Consider the following 20798-nt stretch of genomic DNA (forward strand, 5'->3'; position numbering starts at 1 on the left):
CCTTAAAACAGAAAGTTCTCATAAAAACGTATTGAAAAAATTACGCTTTTATGAGAACAACTACCCAATTACGGTTTTGGTAATGGTATATACTATTTTAATTCTTACTTCGTTTTCGGTTGGAATACATGAAGTAGCTTACGTCTAGCTATAAAACAGAAAGTTCTCATAAAAACGTATTGAAAAAATTACGCTTTTATGAGAACAACTACCCAATTACGGTTTTGGTAATGGTATATGCTATTTTAATTCTTACTTCGTTTTCGGTTGGAATACTGGTAATAGTTTTGTAGAAACTTCACCAAAACCGATACGAGGAGAATCTTTTGTTTTACAATGTCCACGTATGATCACCGTATCATTATCTTCTATAAACTTACGATCACCACCTTCATCCAAACGTACAGGACGTTCTCCACGCCAAGAAAGTTCTAACATAGATCCATAGGAATCTGGCGTAGGGCCAGAAAGCGTTCCGCTACCCATCATATCTCCTGCATTTACAGGACATCCATTTACGGTATGATGTGCCAACTGCTGACTCATATTCCAGTACATGTACTTAAAGTTTGATTTGGCTACGATCGTTTCCTTTTTACCTTCAGGTTGTAGTGCTACTTCTAATTTGATATCAAAACTCTTCTTTCCTTCATATTGTAAATAGGGAAGGAGTTCCTTTTTAGGTTTTGGACTCTCTACTCTAAAGGGTTCTAAGGCATCTAGTGTCACGATCCACGGAGAGATAGACGAAGCAAAATTCTTTGCTAAGAAAGGGCCTAATGGTACATATTCCCATTTCTGAATATCACGCGCACTCCAGTCATTAAAGAGTACCAATCCAAATATATGTTCTTCGGCACAACTCACATCGATAGATTCTCCTAAGTGATTTGCTGCGGTTGTTATAAATGCCATTTCTAATTCAAAATCTACCAAACGTGAAGGACCAAAAATTGGCTCTGTAGCGCCATTTGGTAATTTTTGTCCTTGTGGTCTGTGTACAGGAATTCCTGAAGGAATAATAGAAGAACTTCTACCATGATAGGCTACAGGTAAGTGTAACCAGTTAGGCATCAGTGCATTTTCTTCTCCTCTAAACATCGTTCCTACATTGGTTGCATGCTCGATACTAGAATAAAAATCGGTATAATCGCCTATTTGTACAGGAAGTTGCATCTCCACCTCACTCATATCAAAAATAACGGTATCACGGTGTTTTTCATTTTCGCGTAAAGCGGTATTATTTTCTTCAAAAATTTCAGAAATACGATTACGTACCAATCGCCATGTCTTACGACCATCGGCTATAAAGTCATTTAATGTATCCTGTAAAAAGATATCATCTGTAAGAGGAATCCCTTCAAAATAACCTAGTTGGTGTAGTGCGCCTAGATCAATGGCATAGTCACCTATACGCGTACCGATGGTAATTACATCGTCACGGGTAAGGAATACACCAAAGGGAATGTTCTGAATAGGGAAATCAGTGTTCTTGGCCGTTTTTAGCCAAGTTTTTCTCGTGGGGTCGTTAGCAGATAGTGGCATATATGGTTCTTAATAAGGTGTTAGTAAATTTTGCTATCCAAATATAGGATTTTATAGTACTGCAATAAAGACTTTATGTTATTTTTACAACTCTTTTTAACATAAGATATATTATGCAACGCGACACAGCTATTTTTGATTTAATACAAGAAGAAAAAGAACGCCAATTAGATGGCTTAGAATTAATTGCTTCAGAAAACTTTGTGAGCGACCAAGTCATGGAAGCTGCAGGATCTGTACTCACAAATAAGTATGCAGAAGGATATCCAGGAAAACGTTATTATGGTGGGTGTCAAGTGGTAGATGAAGTAGAAACCATTGCTATAGAGCGTGCTAAAGAGCTTTTTGGTGCTGAGTACGCAAATGTACAACCCCATTCCGGTTCTCAGGCTAATACAGCAGTTTTTCATGCCTGTTTAAAACCTGGAGATACGTTTTTAGGATTTGATCTTTCTCATGGTGGTCATTTAACACATGGATCTCCTGTTAACTTTTCAGGACGTTTATATAATCCTGTTTTTTATGGAGTAGAGAAGGAGACTGGGCGTTTAAATTATGATAAAATTCAAGAGATCGCTTTGCGCGAAAAACCAAAAATGATCATTGCCGGTGCGAGTGCGTATTCTCGTGAAATTGATTATGCACGCTTTCGCGAAATAGCAGACAGCGTCAATGCAATTCTTATGGCAGATATAGCGCATCCAGCTGGTTTGATCGCTAAAGGAATTATTTCTGATCCTATACCGCACTGTCATGTGGTTACAACTACAACACATAAAACCCTTCGTGGTCCAAGAGGAGGACTTATCTTAATGGGGAAAGATTTTGAAAACCCATTTGGAATCACACTAAAAAGCGGAAAACCACGTATGATGTCATCATTACTAGATAGTGGTATCTTCCCAGGAAATCAAGGGGGGCCTTTAGAGCATATCATTGCCGCCAAAGCAATTGCTTTTGGAGAAGCGCTTACAGATGAGTTCTTACATTATATGGTTCAAGTAAAGAAAAATGCTGAAGTAATGGCTGCTGGATTTGTAGCCAAAGGCTATGATATCATTTCTGGAGGAACCGATAATCATATGATGCTTATTGATCTTCGTAATAAAGATATCACAGGAAAAGCAGCAGAAGCAGCACTTGGAAAAGCAGATATTACAGTAAATAAAAATATGGTGCCTTTTGATGATAAATCGCCATTTGTTACTTCAGGAATTCGTATTGGTACTGCTGCAATCACGACCAGAGGATTGAAAGAAAATGATATGCAGACAATCGTAGACTTTATAGATGAAGCAATAATGAATCATGAGGATGATGCAGCACTTGAAGCTATTGCTAGTAAAGTAAATGCAATGATGGGTGATAAACCGTTATTTGTAGCTTAAGTCTCATTACTATTTATAAAATAAAAGCCCCTTTTTGGGGCTTTTTTAGTGTTGTGTTTTACTTACTGATAAAGAGAAGTCAATCTTTATTAAAACATAGGTAACCGTAATATTAATAGCAAATTCTATCTCCATAGTAATATAGTATGTAAACTATCTAAAAGTAACGATACTATACCCTTCAAAACATACCCTCTTTAGGGTATTTATTTCTCCTCTTTTTTATGGAGGTATTGATAGGCTATTTTTTGTAAAGTACCTGCACCCGAGATTTGTAATTTTTTAATTATGTTTTTACGATGTGTACTTACAGTGGCTTCGCTAATGGCGAGCATATCTGCAATTTCTTTGGAAGAAAAGTCAAGTCCAATCAAATTGAAGATTTGGTTTTGTCTAGGAGATAAGGTTTTAGAATAATGCTCTTGTTTACTATATAACCTAATAAGATGAATCACTTTATCTATAAGTTCAGGATCATTAGAAATAGCTCTGTAGGCAGTAATGATTCTTAATGTTTGGTGGATATTTAATTTCTGATGTTGAGAGCAAGCTTGTTCGATACTTGCTATGATTTCTTGGGTTACATTCATAGTTTAAAACTAGAGAGAATAAAGAGAAGATAAAATACCCATCACTAGGTATTTGTGAAAAATACTTGTAAAATAAAAGGCGAATTATTTATATAAATAACCCGCCTTTTCCACTGATGATATTGTGTCCTTTTTTACTTAAGTGTACCCTTTGCAAAGTATCCCCAATCAGTATTCCCATCTATTTCATCAGACTTATTAGAAACATGTCTTGTATGAAAAACAGACAACTCAGAGTCAGATGACCAAGAAAGTGAAAACATTTGTGTTTCTGTCCAAACTCCCCCTTTGTTGATCCAGAAAAAATTAAGATGTTCCCCATACCCTTTGCTTATCTGTACTTCAAATTGCCTGTCTTTTACTAAATCATCATCCTCATCTGTTGTGACACCGTATACGTTATTATCTTCTATAAATAAGGTGAGTTTATATTGTTCTCCATTTTCTTTTTCTAGAACTCCTTCCCAAAGGCCATCAAAATCTCGATCTTGAGAAAATCCTTGAAAGATAGATAACATAAGAAATGCGGCAACTAAAATTATTTTTTTCATTGTGTTAGTGATTTTTTACTTGTTAAAAGTACTTATAATGGTTATTAAAAAAAATACCTAGTATAGGGTATTTTGAGTGTTTAATATACTATTTTTATGGTAAAATCATAATTTAGTAACAAATTATATGCAGAATGTGTCCAATAGCTATTGAATGATAACTAGAGCTTTTTTCTTAAAATACTAATTATGAATAGTCTATAAAGACTTAAAGGGATACATCTTTAGAAATCGTATTTTTTTTCTACTGCGTATTTGAGTAGTTCGCCTTTTCCACTAAGACCTAGTTTTCGCATCATATTTTTACGATGTTTTTCTACGGTAGAAACGGCAGTAAATCGTACATCAGCGATTTCAGAAGAGGTTTTGTTTTGAGCGATGAGACGTAAGATTTCTCGTTCGCTTTTGGATAATACAGATTTAGGTGTTTTTGCTTTCGCGAAAGCGTTATTAAACAAACTTTGATCGATACCAGTATCATAGTATACGTTGCCTTTCATGACTGCATGTATGGCTTTTAGAAGTTCTTCTAGCGGACTATTTTTAAGGATATACCCTTTGGCTCCAGCATCCCGCATTTGTATCACAGCTTGGTCCTGATCAAACATAGAAAACGCAATAACTTTGGTATGCGGATATTCTTTCATAATGATTTTGGTAGCCTCAATACCATCTAATTTTGGCATTCGAATGTCCATAATCACAACCTTAGGTTGCTTTAGCCGAACAATATCTAATAGATCTCTACCATCATTTGAAGTGCCTATAATAGAAATTCCCTCTTCATATTTAAGAAGTAAGGCGATTCCATCTATAAGGGATTGATGATCTTCGGCAATGGCTACTGTAATCATAATAAGTCTATTGTTTTGTATACTGAAAGGAGATTGAGTGATTTGCTAGAAGCAAATTGTATCGAAATCACCGAGTTTGAAATCTATATTTTATGTTATAAATATACTAGTATTCTTATAAAGGGATATCTATGCTTATACTTGTACCTCTTCCTATGGCACTATCTACTTCCATGGTTCCTTCTAAGTGTTCTACACGTCTTTCTATACTACCTAAGCCCATACCGTCTTTTTCTTTGAGTATCCCTACTTTAAAGCCTTTACCATCGTCTTCTACCATAATATTGAGTTCGTTGTCATGTTGTGTAAGGGAGATATTAGCTTCCGTGGCTTGAGCATGTTTTATAATGTTAGTTATGAGTTCTTGTATGATTCTAAAAATGGTAATTTCTAGCTCGTTGGCGATTCTATTTTCTAATCCAAAATCTTGTACGTCTACTTGAAGGTTATTATTGGAAGAAACAGTACGTGCTAGTTTTTGAATAGCAGGTAAGAGTCCGTCTTTGGCTAAGACACCGCTATTACGCTCATGAGAGATGGAACGAACTTTGGTATAGGCTTCATTGACGAGGGCATTGGTTTTTTGTAGTAATGCCTTTGGATCATCTACTTTATCAAGGTTACGTTCTAGATTTTCGACTTGCATACGAACTGTGGCAAGGGTACTGCCTAGATTATCGTGTAACTCACTGGCAAGGCGTAAGCGTTCTTTTTCTTGTCCTGAAACCATAGCATTGATAGTCTCTAGTTCCTTCTCTTTCAGAATCGTTTCTGTTTTCTGTATTTGGAGTTCGCGGTCTTGTTCTGCAATACGTTGTTTTCGTTTGGTATTGCGGTAGATAAGAATGGCGATGATGGAGCCTAGGAGGAGGGTAGCAGTAAGACCTATAGTTATTTGTCTTTTTTGTTCTTGCTCTTCTTTTCTTTTTACTTGTTCTTCAAGAAGTTGTTTTTCTTTTTCGGCAGTATCTAATTCAATATTTAATTGAGCTAACTGTTCTTGATTTTTTGCAACTCCGTTTTTAGCTTCGTATAGCATCGAAGATTCTAAATAGTAAAAGGCACTGTCATACTCTTTTAAGGGCTGGTGTACATAATAAGCTTTCCACCTATTTAATGAATAAATTGATTTTTGAAGATGCGATAAATTATGGTAATTTTTTGCAGAATCTATGTTTCTTCTTGCCTCGTTAGCTTTGTTTTTTTCAGCATTTAATGCAGCGAGTTCCATGTAAGCTCTTTTTTTCTTTGATCTTAAAAATGGAGAATTCTTTAAACTTAAAGTTTTTGTTATGTAATAATAAATACTATCATATTTTTTTTTCTGTGGAGAACGATAGTAGATTACTGATGAGTAATACACTTTACTTTTAATATTTTCATTTAATTTATTATCAAAGGAGTGAGCTACTATCTTTTTGGCTGATGGATAGAATTTTTGAGGAGAAAAAACAGAATTGGCATAATAGTCATTTAAGTATAAGTCAGCTAAAACTTTTTCACTTTTAGAATGACTAAGTTTTTTAAATCGTTGAATATATTTAATATATGATTCTGACTTTTGGATGATTTGGTTATTATATAATTCGATTATACCACAAATACTAATTTTTTCAAGGTTACTCAAATTTTGATCTACAGCATATATTTCTACTTCTTTAAAATAATGAATAGCTTTCCAGTTTGCCAGTGAATTATTGGAATGGTAGAACCCTTTTGTTAAAGAATGTAAAGAATTTACAATTGGGTTAGTTGAGGTTTTGATGTTCAACACTACAATAGAATCTTTTATCTTTCTTTGGCCATTATTTTCTCTTATTTGTATTAAATGTTGAAAGGCTTTTTTTAGCTCATGATCTAATAGGTTATTAGATTGTTGCTTTGCAGAAGTAAAATCTAAAATAGTAATAGAATTAATAATTTCAGATACGGCATCATTCTTATCTTGCCCACTCACATTGAGTAGGCAAAAAATAAGAAAGAAAGTTAAAATTGATATTCTCAATATCTTATTATTTTATTGTTTCCGATACCACAATTGAAACCTGGTTTTTGGAGAAAATCAATTTGTGGGTATACTCTATTTGTATGAGTTTGATATAACTCTTCTGGAACTTTAGTGACCATTCTTCTTTTAAAATGTGTGCCATCTCTATAGAAAAATTCTTCATCAAAAATTCCTTTATCCATTGATTTATCTCCTTCAGATTGATCCCAAATTTCATTAAAACCTCTATGTACTTGAAAATATAAGTCTTCATTTTGATTAATTTCTGATAAAATAGCTAAATTTTCATCTATATCTACAGGTCTCATATAATCAGTGCTGCCTCCAACTACTGCTTTTAGAGTTAAATTAAGAACAATGACATGATGTTTTATATTACCTTCATCATCTTTAATAGGCTGATATTTACATGTTACAGGTTCGTTTCTGTCAAAACCTAGATCAATGATTCCTTTATAATTTAAGATCTGTAAGTCAATAGATGCGATGGTACCATCATTGTTTATTGAAAAGTTGCCATATATATTAAAGCTAGTTTTATAAAGGTTACTACTGTAAATGGATTGATTTTTATTGTTCATATTACTTTTTAGAACAACAACTCCAAAGTTTTTTTCATCAATTGTAGACATAATTTTGAATTAAAGATTATTAATTTTAATTTTAAGTTTATTGTAGTTTATAATTCCAGAACCAAAGTTTCTGTCATCATATGTATTTGATTCGTAAGGAATTACACTGTTAGTAATTATATTTTTAATGTCATCTAACTCTAAATCAGGATGATTTATTAAAATTTTAGCAATAAAACCTGCAATAATAGGCGCAGCTGCAGATGTTCCTTTAAATAAGCTATGATTAGGGTATTCATCTTCATTAATGATTATTGGAGTTTCTCCTAAACCATCAACAAGATCTGTAGTATATAGTTTTATTCCTGGCGCTCCAACTAAAATATTATCGCCAAAGTTACTACTCCATCCATCATCAGAATATTCTTTATCAAAGGGTCTTTTGTTGAGATCTGATGCACTCACTACGATCACTTCTGGAATGATAGCTGGAAATGAAATTTCTTTCCCTGCATTACCAGCAGCAAAAACAACTGGAAGCCCTTTACCTTCTCTACCTTCTTTTATTGTTTTTATAATAACTTTATGTAAAAATGTTGATTTATATGGTAATGACCAACTACAGTTAATGACATCGCATTGGTCTGCTAAAGCTTTATGGAAAGCTTGAATTATATAAAAAATAGAAATTTGACTATCATTGTAATTATCGCCTTCTCCTTTTGCTATTTTATAACTGACTAAAGTACTGCCGGCACCAGTTCCAACAACTCCTTTTTTGTTTTTTGCAAAACCAGCAAGAATTCCGGCACAATGCGTACCATGTTTTTCTCTATTGTTAGGTGTTTGATCTGTTTGGTTTTTAAAAAAATTATAACTTTTTACTTCATCAAAAATTTCAGCTAAGTCTGGATGTTTTCCTTGAACACCATTATCCATTAAACCTATGATAATGTCTTCGTTTCTTAACATACTTTGCCTGTCAGTATCATAATTAATAAATTCATAAGCAGGACTTAACGGTAATTCTTTATCCTCAATATAGCTGTTTATATTTGCAATATTTCTAGGGTATACATACTTAATTGTTTGAAAATTTTCTTCGTAAGAAACATTTTCCCTATCAAATTTCTTTTTAATCTTTTTTAAATTACCTGGATATATTTGAACTAGTATATATTCATTTTCAACATATCTATCATCTATAAATCCTTTCACTCCTATAAAATCGTCTATATCTTCAATATGAATATCATTAGTTAATAAAATGATTATTTCATAATTACCACATTGATTTTGAATTCTATATTCAAAATTTTTGTGTGTATACTTATCTATTAAGATAATATCAGATAACTTATTTTTATATCTTTTTTTAAACGCTTTGTAATCTATTTCTACTAAAGAATCGTCTATAAAGTTTTTTATAAAATTATTTTTCTTTTTAGCATCATTGATAACTTCTTTATATACATCATCTGGCACTACTGATAAGTCTAATAGTAAGCCAGATCTTTCAAAGATTACCTTCTCTTTTATATTTTGATTTTCATATTCTAAAATTATTTTATCTGGCATAATGGATAGTTGAAGAATTTATTATTCAAATAAAAAAAATAATTAAAACGCCTAGAATACCCACTACAGGGTATATTTTCTCAACAAGCTATGAGAAATTTACAAGTACAAAAAATAAAATCGATAAGAAGCTATAAAAAACGGTAAAGGGTTATCCTTTTAAAGTATACTTTATCACAAAGAGTAAAGCAACAAAACCAATGAAACCTAAAAGTATCCAGCGAGATCCTTTGTATTCTTTTTTGTGAAGCTTTGCATCCTTACGATAAGAATACGTGATAAAGGCTATAAAAGCGACCACAAAGAAAATAACAAAAATCAGTTGACCTGTACTAAACATTTTGTATGTATTTTAGAGACTTCAAAAATACGACATAACACGTATATTTACGAACGAATTATTAGTGAAACGCTATTTTGAAAAGTCTAAAGGACGAATTCAAAATAGTTAGTTGAACTAATCCCGCTTTTTCAGCGGGATCAGGACTTGTTCTGTGATTTATTTTTATTAATAAGATGCCCGCCTTCGCGGGCATAAAAAGAATACCCGTTGTCACGGGCATCAATATGAAAAACAAAATAGCTGCTGTACACGAATTTCATAGTGCTTTTGGGTTAGGAATAGAAGAAACACCTACCGCACAATTAACTAAAGAAAAAAATCTCCTTCGTTTTAACTTGATGAAAGAAGAAAATGAAGAATACTTAGAAGCTGCCAATGAAGGTGATCTGGTTGAAGTAGCCGATGCATTAGGGGATATGCTTTATATCTTATGTGGTACGATTATAGAACATGGAATGCAAGACAAGATCGAAGAAGTCTTTAATGAGATACAACGCAGTAATATGAGTAAGTTAGGCGCCGATGGAAAACCAATCTACCGTGAAGATGGAAAAGTATTGAAAGGCCCTAATTACTTTAAACCAAATATCAAGGAAATTCTTGAGAGGTAGCTGTTGGCTTATAGTCGGTTAGTCGTTAGCTGTTAGTATATCTTTTCGCTGGCGCGAAATAGCTTGTAGTCTAAAGTGTATTCATTTTGCTGTCGCAAAATAGCTTGACCTTTAGTATTTATAAAATCTAAGGCGGCTGAGTGATTCGCTGTAAGGAAATTGTATCGAAATCACTGTATAGCTATCCAACATAAAAATAGAGTAGAAATGGCATTATGACGTCATTCCGAATTTATTTCGGAATCTCACAAGGTGTCCGTATTCAATCCTAATTATGAGAACCGGCAATACTGAAACACGTTCAGTACAGGCAAGTTCATTTTTGATGAAGTTATAGTATTTAAGAATATTCAATAAAAAGAGGGGTGTAAAAAGTAACTTAAAGCGTCATTCTGAATTTAGTTCAGAATCTCACAGTATTAATTATTAATGTTATAAGAAGCTGAAACAAGTTCAGCTTGACGAAATTATAGTATCTAAATACGTTCCATAAAAAATGCCATTAAAAACGAATGGCATTTTTTATAAGATAGTAAGTATGCTAAGGGATTAATTTTGTTTTACAGTAATTCCCATTTTAGCAAGTACTTTTAGTGTAATATCGTGTGCAGGATCTATATATGCTAAGTTGTTGTTATTTCCAATGTTTAGGATTTGTGTATACCCTAATTCTTTAGCAACAACAGCAACATTTTCACCAATCTTTTTATAAAGAGGACGAAGTAATTCATCTTGTTTTAATTGTACCAACTGTGTTCCGTTATTACGGAATTTTGAAATATCATTTTCTAAACCAGCAAGTTCTTGTTGTTTAGCTGTTTTTTCAGCGTCTGTCATTGTTGGAAAGGCAGCTTCGGCAGTCTTATATATAGCGTCATAATTGTCTAGCTTTTCTTTTAATTGCTTTTCAAGATCTGCATTATACTCTTTCAAAGCATCTTGTGCTGTCACCAATTCTGGCATTTGAGCTAACGTATAATCAGCATCTACTGTACCTACTTTTGTCGTTTGTGCAAATGTTGTTGCTGTAAATAGGGCAACAAATGCAATAAGTATCATTTTCTTCATTGTGTATAATTTATTAGTTTTTTTAGCTTCGCGCGTGCAAATATATGAGATAGAAACCAATATCTATGCCGAACTTTTATTTTTCAGTGTATACTTGCCCTCTGTGAGGTTTTAGGGCATCTCTTACGGGACGCATTTCATTTTCTTGGACTACGAGATAGGCAATACTGTGAAGTTCGCTAAGATTCTCTACTCCTGTGATTTGAGTTGTTAACGCTTTCGCGAAAGCGTACTCTTTCAAATGTATTTCATGATGCACAGCGGTTTTTGCACCTGCAGGCCCTCTAAAATCCCAAATGAGTTTTAAAAGTCTCATTAAATTCCTGTATAGTTATCTGGTGTAATGGCTTTCAACTCTCCTTTGATGGCTTCGCTTACATCTAGAGTATCAATAAATGTAGCAATAGATTCTTGTGTGATAGCTTCGTTTACACGCGTCAATTCTTTTAATGCTTCATAGGGATTTGGATACGCCTCACGACGTAATATCGTCTGAATTGCTTCTGCAACAACCGCCCAGTTATTTTCTAAGTCTGCAGCAATCTTCTGCTCGTTGAGGAGTAGCTTATTTAATCCTTTTAAGGTAGACTGTAATCCTATAATTGTATGTCCAATAGGAACTCCCACATTACGTAACACAGTACTATCTGTAAGGTCACGCTGTAATCTTGAGATAGGAAGCTTTGCAGCTAAGTGCTCAAAAACAGCATTTGCAATACCTAAATTCCCTTCACTATTTTCAAAGTCAATTGGGTTTACTTTATGTGGCATTGCGCTTGACCCAACTTCTCCTGCTTTAATTTTCTGCTTGAAATACTCCATAGAGATATAGGTCCAGAAATCACGATTAAGATCAATAATGATCGTATTGATACGTTTTAATCCATCAAATAATGCCGCCATATGATCATAGTGCTCTATTTGTGTAGTAGGGAAGGAGTGATGTAATTTTAAGGTGTCATGTACAAAGTCATGTCCAAATTGCTTCCAATCGATCATTGGATAGGCTACTTTATGCGCATTGAAGTTTCCGGTAGCGCCTCCAAACTTTGCAGCACTTGGAATATCATTTAATAGATTTAGTTGTTCTTCGATACGTACAACAAATACTTCAATTTCTTTTCCTAAGCGAGTAGGGGAAGCAGGTTGCCCGTGTGTACGTGCTAATAACGAAATAGAACTCCACTCATCTACTAGTTGTTTTAAATGGTCTACGACTTCTAGTAATTGCGGAATGTATACTTGATTTACAGCATCCTTCAAACTCATGGGGATGGCTGTATTATTAATATCTTGTGAGGTAAGTCCGAAGTGAATGAACTCTTTATATTCGGTAAGTTCTAATGCGTCAAATTTTTCTTTGATAAAATACTCGACTGCTTTTACATCATGATTGGTAATCTTTTCGATGTCTTTGATTGCCTGCGCATCTTGGGTCGTGAAGTCTGAGTATATTTCGCGCAAAGCGATATAACTGTGTTTATCAATACCTTCTAATTGTGGTAATGGTAATTCACAAAGCGCAATAAAGTATTCTATTTCTACTTTAACACGATATTTTATAAGAGCTTCTTCAGAAAAGAAAGGTACAAGCGATTCCGTTTTTGAGGCATAACGACCATCAACTGGAGAGATGGCTTGTAAATGTGACAACGACATAGATGTAGTTTTAAATAAGGGGCAAAGATAAAAAAACCCTATGGTAGCACAATAAAAAAGGATGTTATATTACAAACATCCTTTTTAAAATGTATTTATGGCTAATCTATTATACTCTAAGAAAAGTGAATGGTTAGTTTATCGTAGCTTCATACACCCTATTTATATATCCATTAGGGGCTCCCAGATTTTCTGAGGTTACTAGAAATGCTGTGTTTCCTACTACTTGTAAGTGAACCAAACGTCTGTTGTCTAGAATGTCGCCTACGTTTAATGCTATTTCTTGAAAACTATTATCTATTGTGTTAAATGCTCCTAAGTAGGGATTTAAATCATCTGGTTGTCCATCATTATCTGTATCTATAGGTTGTAATCCTCCTACATAAATAATATTTTCTACAATAGAGGTGTACGTTTCTCGAAGGTTAACAGGAATTGTTATTTGGTTTTGTGCTCCCGTGTCTATCTGATAGGTATATACGATATTTGATCCTGTATCTGTTGAAGAAGGCGTGTCCCAACCACCAAACATGTATAACGTTTGATTTACGATCTCACCATCCATATCATGTAATGATACAGGTAATGTAGCGATATCTTGAAAATCAGCATTTCCAATATTCCATGTAGTAATTGCGGTTTCACTGCCATTTACTAGACCAGAAAAAAGATAGGCAGTGTTATCGAGTGCAGCCGTTCCATTACTTACAGCAGCATTAATTATAGGTGTATATGGATTAACTCCTAAAAATTCATAATCCATATTTTCAAAGGCATTACCGCCAATACTCACTACTTTATTTTCTAAAAACTCAATGTTTTTTGTAGCAAAATCTTGTAAAAAATATGTAAAAGACGATAGTGTATTTGTAGCCAAATCATATTTAAAAGCTTGTTGCATCCCTATACCGTCTAAATCATTTCTATTGGTAAGATAGAGACTGTTTTGTGATTGCGATACTTTAAATCCTACTCTAAAGATCCCTGTATCAAAACTAAATACCTCTTGTGGATTTGAAACAGCGTTTGGTATTTGGATGTAATCTGCAGCATTTTTAGGAACTATGTTTACACTTAAATCTGTTTGTCCGTCAGGTTGTATGAGATTGATGATGCTTACATCTACATTTGCTGCGAGTTGTAATGTGATACCACTCTGGCCAAGACTTAAGACTCCTGTGTCAGGATTTATGGTGACTTGATAGGTTACGGATGCTTCATTTTTATCAGAAAAGAATTCTTCAAATGTATCAATACCGATATTCATTCCAAATCCTTTTTTCCATTGTAATATCACAGTATCATTTTCTAAAGAGAAAGTAAACTCGTCATCCTGTACATTGTATTCGTCCATAAAATCTACAGAAGTTTGATTATTTATAATAACAAATCCTTCTCGTATTTTCCAAGTTTTGGAATTCCCGCCTGTAAGTCGTTCAACAATAGCTTCTACATCGATAGTTTCACCTGTAGGCGATGGCGGTGTAATTGTGTTATCATCATCATTCTGACAGCTATTAAGAGCAAGTGTAATTACTAAAAGAGTAGCAACGTATACCAATATTTTTTTCATAGTTTATTTTATAAGTTGTTATACCTACTTATCTGAACTATGGTAAAAAGGTTGCGTGTTTTTTATAAATACTTTTATAAAAATGAAGTGTTGTCGTAACTTAAATAAGTCCTTTTGCTTTGATTTCTAAATACTTATTGATAGTATTTACTGTAAGGTCTTCAGGCTTGGTTAAAATGGTTTGAATACCGTATTTGGCAAGTGTTTTGGCCATTACCTTTTTATCATAATCTGCTTTTTGAGCGATGGTTTTATGATATACTTCTTCGAGATTTTCTGCATGGGTCGTTAATAACGCGTCTAATTCTGTATTCTGAAAAAAGATGACCACCAATACATGCTTTCGCGAAAGCGCTTTTAAATAAATAAGCTGCCTTTCTAAAGCAGAGATATGTTCAAAATTTGTGTATAGCAACAGCAAACTACGCTGCGTCACTTTACGTTTAATTTGTGTATACAAGGTACCAAAATCATTATCCAAAAACTTAGTATTGATATTATATAATACCTCTAGAATGGTATCCAGATGTGTTTTCTTACTACTGGCGGGTACATGATTTTTTATTGTCTCGGCAAACGTAAGGAGTCCTACCTTATCCTTTTTCTTTAAAGCAATGTTTGAAAAAGCCAATGTGCTATTAATAGCATAATCTAGTAATGTAAGTCCATTAAAAGGCATTTTCATGGTTCTACTAGCATCTATAATCGTATAGATAGGTTGTGCTTTTTCATCCTGAAACTGATTAACCATCAAGCTTGCTCGCTTTGCAGTTGCCTTCCAATTTATGGTACGTACATCATCGCCTATCACATAGTCTTTAATTTGTTCAAACTCCATCGTATGTCCAATACGACGTATTTTTTTCATACCGTATAATGTCAATCTATTATCTAATGCAAGGAAAGCGTATTTTTTCATCTGGATAAAAGACGGGTATACTTTTACCATCTGATCTTTTTCAAAACGATAGCGACGCTTTACAATGCCAATAGGGCTACTTACATATATGTTAAGGTGTCCAAATATATATTCGCCTCGTTCTACAGGGCGTAAGTTGTAGGCGTACTCTTGAATTGATTTAGCAGGAATCGGGAATGTTTTTTTAAAATCTCTCTTTTGAAACTGAATAGGAATTTCATCGATGATGGTGACCGTAATTTCAAATGGATATTTATTTTGAATTTTTACAATAAGTTCATTTAGATCACTATTTGAAAATTTTTCAGGAAGTAAGCGTTGTGCTTTTAGTTGTTCGCTTCCGCGAAAAAGTACTAAGCAGTCTACAAAGAAGACCACAGCCAATCCTAAACACAGGAGGTTTGCTATTGGAAATAGTCCATGATACCAATTTGAAATTAAGTATATAATTCCAAGAAAAGTAATTGCATAGAAAATTCTATTTCTTACAAATAAAGATTTTATGAAACGGATAAGTGCCAATCTATCTAGGGATTTCTACAGATTGTACAATCATATCAATAACTTGTTCTGGTGTCATTCCTTCCATTTCTCTTTCTGGAGATAAGATAATACGATGGCGCATTACAGGTACGACAGCACGTTTTACATCTTCTGGAATCACAAAGTCACGACCAGCAATAGCTGCAAATGCTTTTGCGGCATTCATAATAGCCAGGGATGCACGTGGAGAACCTCCTAAATACAAATGTGGATGTTTACGAGAGTTCATCACAATTTCTGCGATATAATTGAGGATTTTTTCTTCAATCATAACGGCTTGCGTTTGAGCTCTGAAAGTGGCTAGTTTTTTAGGATTTACTACAGCCGTAATCGTATCTTTTGCAATCACTCCTTTACGCTCATGATGGCTTTTTAAGATCGTTACTTCTTCTTCTAAAGAAGGATAATCTACTTTAATTTTAAATAAGAAACGATCTAGTTGTGCTTCTGGTAATGCGTATGTACCTTCTTGTTCTACAGGATTTTGCGTTGCTAACACCATAAATGGCGGATCCATAGGATAGCGTACACCATCTATAGTGATTTGACGCTCTTCCATTACTTCAAACAAGGCTGCTTGTGTTTTGGCAGGTGCACGGTTAATCTCATCTATAAGTACAACATTAGAGAAGATAGGTCCTTTTTTGAACTCAAAATCACTGGTTTTCATATTCAGAACAGAGGTTCCTAATACATCACTAGGCATTAAATCTGGTGTAAATTGTAAACGACTAAATTGCGTATCTAATGTCTTTGCAAATAGCTTTGCGGTTACGGTTTTTGCAATTCCAGGAACCCCTTCTATGAGTACATGACCATCAGAAAGCAATGCAACAATAAGAAGTTCTATAAATTCAGATTGACCTACAATGATTTTGGCAAGCTCTTCTCGTATATGATCTGCAGCGTTGCGTAACTCTTCTAACGGAATCCTATTTGTAAACGTAAGATTCTCTTGAGAGTTTGTAGTATCGTCTATAATTTCTTCTGGAGTTGCCGAAGGAGTATCTTGTGATAATGGCGTATTTTCTTTTCCATCTTCTGGTAGTCCAGTTCCTGTTACGTCGTCCATATTATATAGTTTTAAAAGCTTCTATAAGCTTATTTAATTTTAATAATTCTTCTTTAGTGATTGGATATTTCTGACTAATGGATGTGATATAGTCCATGAGTCGTTTTGTATCTTCTTGTGTGTTATTTGATTTTGATGCAAGTCTTTCAATAAAATTAAGTCCTCTATCTGATGTTTGTAAGAGATACTGTTCTCGTATATGCTCCATAAAGTGATTGATTTGATGTAAAGCAATACTTTTATGATCTTGCTTTTCATAATACATACCAGCTATTGTTTTTGTAAACGCAAGGGTTTGATTGGGTAATGGTTTTATAATTGGGATGGCTCTTTGCTTGCGTTTTCCTTCAAAAAATACCCAAAGAATGACACCAATAATAAGCATATAATAGGCCCATTTGAGGTATCTATTTGAAAGGATCATTCGTAAAGGAGACGTTTGTATCACTTTTCCATTTTTATAATGGTTATCCCAATAAATAGGACCGTCTTCAGGAATATACTTTAATGCACCTTCTGTATAGGCATAATTTGAATTGTGTAGCATAAAGTAATTTGTAAACGATTCTGGCATCAAATGGATAATGATCGTTCCTTCCTCAAATGCTTGTTTTATAAAATGTACTTTCGGTTCTTTTATCGTTAGTGTATCTTCCTCTTGTATATAATCATAGGTTCCTAAAACAACAGTGTTTAAGGTATCTACTTTGTCAAAATAGGAAGTTTGTATATCTCGATCTAATATATAGGGGTCTTTTGTTTTAAGATCTGGATGCGCTAGTTCTAGTAAAGGTTTTCTTTCTAAATTATTGAGTTGATAATAGGAGTCCGTTTCTAAAGAAAGGGTATCTAAAATTGTTGTTCCTACACCGCGTCCTGCTATATAAAGTGTATTACCACGCGCTACCCAGTCTAGTAATTGCAAAGCTTCAGCTTCATCAAAACCAATATACTCATTTACAAAAAAATAGGTGCCACTTTGATGGTTACTATCTGCTAGAAACTCATAGGGTGGGCGTGAGATTTCTTTAAAATTATCGGGATTTCTTGTTTCTTTAAGGGTATTATACAGCACAAAGGTACCGTACGGAATTTTATCTTTTACCGCATAACTGCTATACCAATTTATAGGATCTTTTTTACTAGATTCTAAAAAGATAAGAGAAGCGATTAACACTAATAACACACCGGCAAGTATTTTAAACCTCGTACTCATACTATATTTGTTAATGTTAAGAATGAAGATTGCGCTTTCTTAAATGATTGTGCATCTACTTCAAAGTTACCATACCATATATAATCATAGAGATCTGTGACATGTCTAAATTGCTTGCGTATCTGTTGGTCTTTTACTTCATAGATATATTCGTGATTTGTTTTTTGTGCTTGCCAGTCTATTAATTCTTTTCCACTCATTTTTTGAAGTGCGAGTAAGTAATAAAATCGTATGGCAAGTCTATGATTTCCAGATGCGATGGCTTCATCTATAAGCGATTGTATGTCTTGATGATTGATAAGTTCTTCATCATCAGACATAAATACTTGAGAGGTAGGCTTTTTATTAAACAATAACTCTCCGCTATCCATTTTTAAAAATGCCCATATAGTTAAAATCAGTAGTAAGCCTCCAACAATATACGGGAGTGATTTAATAAAAGTAGCGAGCGCTCCTACGGCTTCTTCTCCATCAAAAATCCATTCAAAAATGGTGCTAAGTACATCATAAATCCATTGTTTAAAATTGTTCCAGAACTCATTTTCTTCAAAAACTTCGACGTAATTAAAATCGTCATCATTTTGATATTCTTGTATTTTTTCTCTATCAAGAGTGTTAGGAGATAGGGGAGATGTATCTTTTTGCAATTCCTGTGATAGCTCAGTCTCAATATCTTCTTGCATACGCAACATTGCATGCGGGGAAGTTGCATAGGTAGTTTTCGCGCAAAGCGAAAAGAAAAAAATAAAAAGGCATACAAGGCGATGCTTCATTATAATCTGCTGAAGTTATTATTAGAATTTATCTCTTCGTCATCATCGTCATCAGAGGCGCCGATAGAATCTATGCGTTCTAAGGTACCTGTTTGATGTTTACGCTCATTAAGATTGTAATACACAAAAGAAGCACCTATAGGTACAATAATATATAGAAGATATTGAAGAGATGCAGATACTGTAGTAAAGACAATAGCTAAAATATCATATGATCCTCCTATATCTGAATATGACACTTCTTGTATGGTTGTAAATGTTTTAATCCAAACATAGATGGTTGTAGGTAAATTAAGAACAAGACTTGCTACATACCATAAAAGCCCGATAAGAAACATAGTAAAAAATGTGATCCACCATTCTTCTTTAACAATATCAAATGCGCTACCGATTGCATCAGACACATTTTTATTTTCAAAAATAAGAACCGCAAATAGTAAGTATAAAGGGACAGAAAAATAAATAACAGGTATAAAACAAACGACAAAAGCGAGTGCTAAAATGAAAAATTTTGCAGTACCGGCTAATAATGTGGCTCCTATTTTTGTTCGTATATGATCAATAACTTCTGTTTCTTTAATAATTCCTTTATTATCTACGTATGATTTTATAGTACAGGTAATTGCTGTAAACATGAACGAGAAATACAGAAATAAAAATAAGTACATAAATAGTGCACTTACAAGAATAGATGTGGTTTCAAAAATTCCAAATGGATTATTAGTTTGCGCAAATACAGAAGAGAAAGAGATTGCTGTATAATACGCTTGTGCGACGATAAATAACGCAAAAGGGATTCCCGCAGTTTTAGCAAGAATTTTAAAAATCATCTTGAAGTTTTGACGCAAAAATTTAAATGCATCAGTAATAATATCTCCAAGCTCTCTTTTACGCTTGAATTCTATATATGTAGTAGTAGATGGCATCATTCGGTTGGTGTCGGAATTTTTGGTGTATGTACTTGGGTATTTTGCTGTTTTTTATATAATTGTCTAGGATAGATCACATAATAAAAAACAATAAGAGATAGTGACCCTCCAATGATTGTTATTGCTAACCAATCTGGCATTTCTGTGTGTCGTGTTACAAACCCTTCTAAAAAACCTGCAATAATAAAAAACGGAATAGTACTCAGTATAATTTTTAAACTATTTTTCACACCTTTAACAAAGGAGTCTAAACGTGTATATGTTTTTGGAAACATCATACTATTTCCTACGACCATCCCTGCGCATCCCGCAATAATGATCACAGATATTTCTATTGTACCATGAATCCATATGGTACGTACAGATTCCCATCCTACTCCTTGCTCAAAAAAGAAATATTGAAAACTCCCTACCATAACCGCATTTTGCATAATAACCATTAAAGAACCTATAGAAAATAAAAGTCCTAAAATATATGCGTACAAGCCTACTTTTATATTATTAATCGTAATCCCTAAAAACATATTGAGTTCTCCTTGTTCTTTATAGACTCCCATAGGATCTCCTTTTTCTATATTTTCTAAGGTCATGTTTACATAGTTGTCACCAAGAATGGTTCTAACAAAAGCGCCATCATTTGCAGCGCTATAGGCTCCTATAAGGGCAAATAGCATAAAGGTTAGAAAAGCAATAAGGAGTTGTTTTTGATATTGATACATCAAAAGCGGAAACTCTTTGGTATAAAAAGTAATAAATCGTTTACTGGATTCTTTTTTACTTTTATAAATGATTTGATGTGATTGTGATGCGATGTAATTAAGGTACTCTAACGTCTTGCTACCAGGGTAAAACGTTTGCGCATAACTAAGATGGTCTGTCACTTCTATATAGAGATTTGAGAGCTCATCAGGATGTATTTGACTTTTGTTACTGATAACATTTTCAAACTTCAACCATTTATCCTTATTTTGCTTGACAAAAGCCGCTTCACGCATTTAATAAAAAA

Annotated in this window: 19 protein-coding genes; 2 read left to right on the plus strand and 17 right to left on the minus strand. The window is 33.7% G+C overall.

What is annotated here, in order from left to right; genetic code table 11:
* Positions 1–252: 252 nt before the first annotated feature.
* Positions 253–1545, minus strand: a complete 1293-nt coding sequence (gene fahA, locus Q1A60_RS05265) for a fumarylacetoacetase (protein WP_299765420.1) — start codon at positions 1543–1545, stop codon at positions 253–255.
* 113 nt (positions 1546–1658) lie between these two features.
* Between fahA and glyA the strand changes: the two genes are divergently transcribed.
* Positions 1659–2933, plus strand: a complete 1275-nt coding sequence (gene glyA, locus Q1A60_RS05270) for a serine hydroxymethyltransferase (protein ID WP_299765418.1) — start codon at positions 1659–1661, stop codon at positions 2931–2933.
* A gap of 206 nt (positions 2934–3139) precedes the next feature.
* Here the strand turns inward: glyA and Q1A60_RS05275 are convergent, their stop codons facing one another.
* From Q1A60_RS05275 to Q1A60_RS05300, 6 genes are all read right to left on the minus strand, one after another.
* The gene (locus Q1A60_RS05275) at positions 3140–3523 is read right to left on the minus strand and encodes a LuxR C-terminal-related transcriptional regulator (RefSeq protein WP_299765416.1); all 384 of its coding nucleotides are present in this window, start codon (positions 3521–3523) and stop codon (positions 3140–3142) included.
* Between the two features lie 134 nt (positions 3524–3657).
* Positions 3658–4074, minus strand: coding sequence for a hypothetical protein (locus tag Q1A60_RS05280; protein ID WP_299684223.1), 417 nt, complete (start codon positions 4072–4074; stop codon positions 3658–3660).
* 224 nt (positions 4075–4298) lie between these two features.
* The gene (locus Q1A60_RS05285) at positions 4299–4928 is read right to left on the minus strand and encodes a response regulator transcription factor (RefSeq protein WP_299765414.1); all 630 of its coding nucleotides are present in this window, start codon (positions 4926–4928) and stop codon (positions 4299–4301) included.
* Positions 4929–5043: 115 nt separating this feature from the next.
* The gene (locus tag Q1A60_RS05290) at positions 5044–6933 is read right to left on the minus strand and encodes an ATP-binding protein (RefSeq protein WP_299765412.1); all 1890 of its coding nucleotides are present in this window, start codon (positions 6931–6933) and stop codon (positions 5044–5046) included.
* Complete coding sequence (locus Q1A60_RS05295) at positions 6930–7568, minus strand: hypothetical protein (RefSeq protein ID WP_299765410.1); 639 nt, start codon at positions 7566–7568, stop codon at positions 6930–6932. The genes Q1A60_RS05290 and Q1A60_RS05295 overlap by 4 nt, the downstream gene beginning before the upstream one ends.
* 9 nt (positions 7569–7577) lie before the next feature.
* Positions 7578–9086 (minus strand): S8 family serine peptidase, encoded by a 1509-nt coding sequence (locus Q1A60_RS05300; protein WP_299765408.1) that lies wholly within the window; start codon positions 9084–9086, stop codon positions 7578–7580.
* A gap of 567 nt (positions 9087–9653) precedes the next feature.
* Here Q1A60_RS05300 and Q1A60_RS05310 point away from each other — a divergent pair.
* Positions 9654–10040: a nucleoside triphosphate pyrophosphohydrolase family protein gene (locus tag Q1A60_RS05310; RefSeq protein WP_299765397.1), complete on the plus strand. Its 387-nt coding sequence runs from the start codon at positions 9654–9656 to the stop codon at positions 10038–10040.
* Positions 10041–10589: 549 nt separating this feature from the next.
* Here Q1A60_RS05310 and Q1A60_RS05315 read toward each other — a convergent pair.
* The 10 genes from Q1A60_RS05315 to Q1A60_RS05360 all read right to left on the minus strand — a co-directional run bounded on the left by Q1A60_RS05315 (position 10590) and on the right by Q1A60_RS05360 (position 20787).
* Positions 10590–11108, minus strand: a complete 519-nt coding sequence (locus tag Q1A60_RS05315; protein WP_299765395.1) for an OmpH family outer membrane protein — start codon at positions 11106–11108, stop codon at positions 10590–10592.
* A gap of 76 nt (positions 11109–11184) precedes the next feature.
* The gene (locus tag Q1A60_RS05320) at positions 11185–11424 is read right to left on the minus strand and encodes a hypothetical protein (RefSeq protein ID WP_299765393.1); all 240 of its coding nucleotides are present in this window, start codon (positions 11422–11424) and stop codon (positions 11185–11187) included.
* Complete coding sequence (gene purB, locus Q1A60_RS05325; protein ID WP_299765391.1) at positions 11424–12767, minus strand: adenylosuccinate lyase; 1344 nt, start codon at positions 12765–12767, stop codon at positions 11424–11426. The genes Q1A60_RS05320 and purB overlap by 1 nt, the downstream gene beginning before the upstream one ends.
* A 133-nt stretch (positions 12768–12900) precedes the next feature.
* Complete coding sequence (locus Q1A60_RS05330) at positions 12901–14340, minus strand: hypothetical protein (protein WP_299765389.1); 1440 nt, start codon at positions 14338–14340, stop codon at positions 12901–12903.
* Positions 14341–14440: 100 nt separating this feature from the next.
* Entirely contained in the window at positions 14441–15781 is a 1341-nt protein-coding gene (locus tag Q1A60_RS05335) for a DUF58 domain-containing protein (RefSeq protein ID WP_299765387.1), read from the minus strand.
* Between the two features lies 1 nt (position 15782).
* On the minus strand, positions 15783–16874 hold the full coding sequence (locus Q1A60_RS05340; protein ID WP_299765385.1) for a MoxR family ATPase: 1092 nt from the start codon (positions 16872–16874) through the stop codon (positions 15783–15785).
* A 1-nt stretch (position 16875) separates the two neighbouring features.
* Positions 16876–18090: a DUF4350 domain-containing protein gene (locus Q1A60_RS05345; RefSeq protein ID WP_299765383.1), complete on the minus strand. Its 1215-nt coding sequence runs from the start codon at positions 18088–18090 to the stop codon at positions 16876–16878.
* Positions 18087–18863, minus strand: a complete 777-nt coding sequence (locus Q1A60_RS05350; RefSeq protein ID WP_299765381.1) for a DUF4129 domain-containing protein — start codon at positions 18861–18863, stop codon at positions 18087–18089. Before Q1A60_RS05350 ends, Q1A60_RS05345 begins: the two co-directional genes overlap by 4 nt.
* Positions 18863–19792 carry a hypothetical protein gene (locus Q1A60_RS05355; protein ID WP_299765379.1) on the minus strand — a complete coding sequence of 310 codons (930 nt, stop codon included), beginning with the start codon at positions 19790–19792 and terminating at the stop codon, positions 18863–18865. Before Q1A60_RS05355 ends, Q1A60_RS05350 begins: the two co-directional genes overlap by 1 nt.
* Complete coding sequence (locus Q1A60_RS05360; RefSeq protein WP_299765376.1) at positions 19789–20787, minus strand: stage II sporulation protein M; 999 nt, start codon at positions 20785–20787, stop codon at positions 19789–19791. The genes Q1A60_RS05355 and Q1A60_RS05360 overlap by 4 nt, the downstream gene beginning before the upstream one ends.
* Positions 20788–20798 lie beyond the last annotated feature (11 nt).

Origin of the sequence: uncultured Dokdonia sp. (assembly GCF_947492535.1) — a bacterium.
Classification (GTDB): Bacteria; Bacteroidota; Bacteroidia; order Flavobacteriales; family Flavobacteriaceae; genus Dokdonia.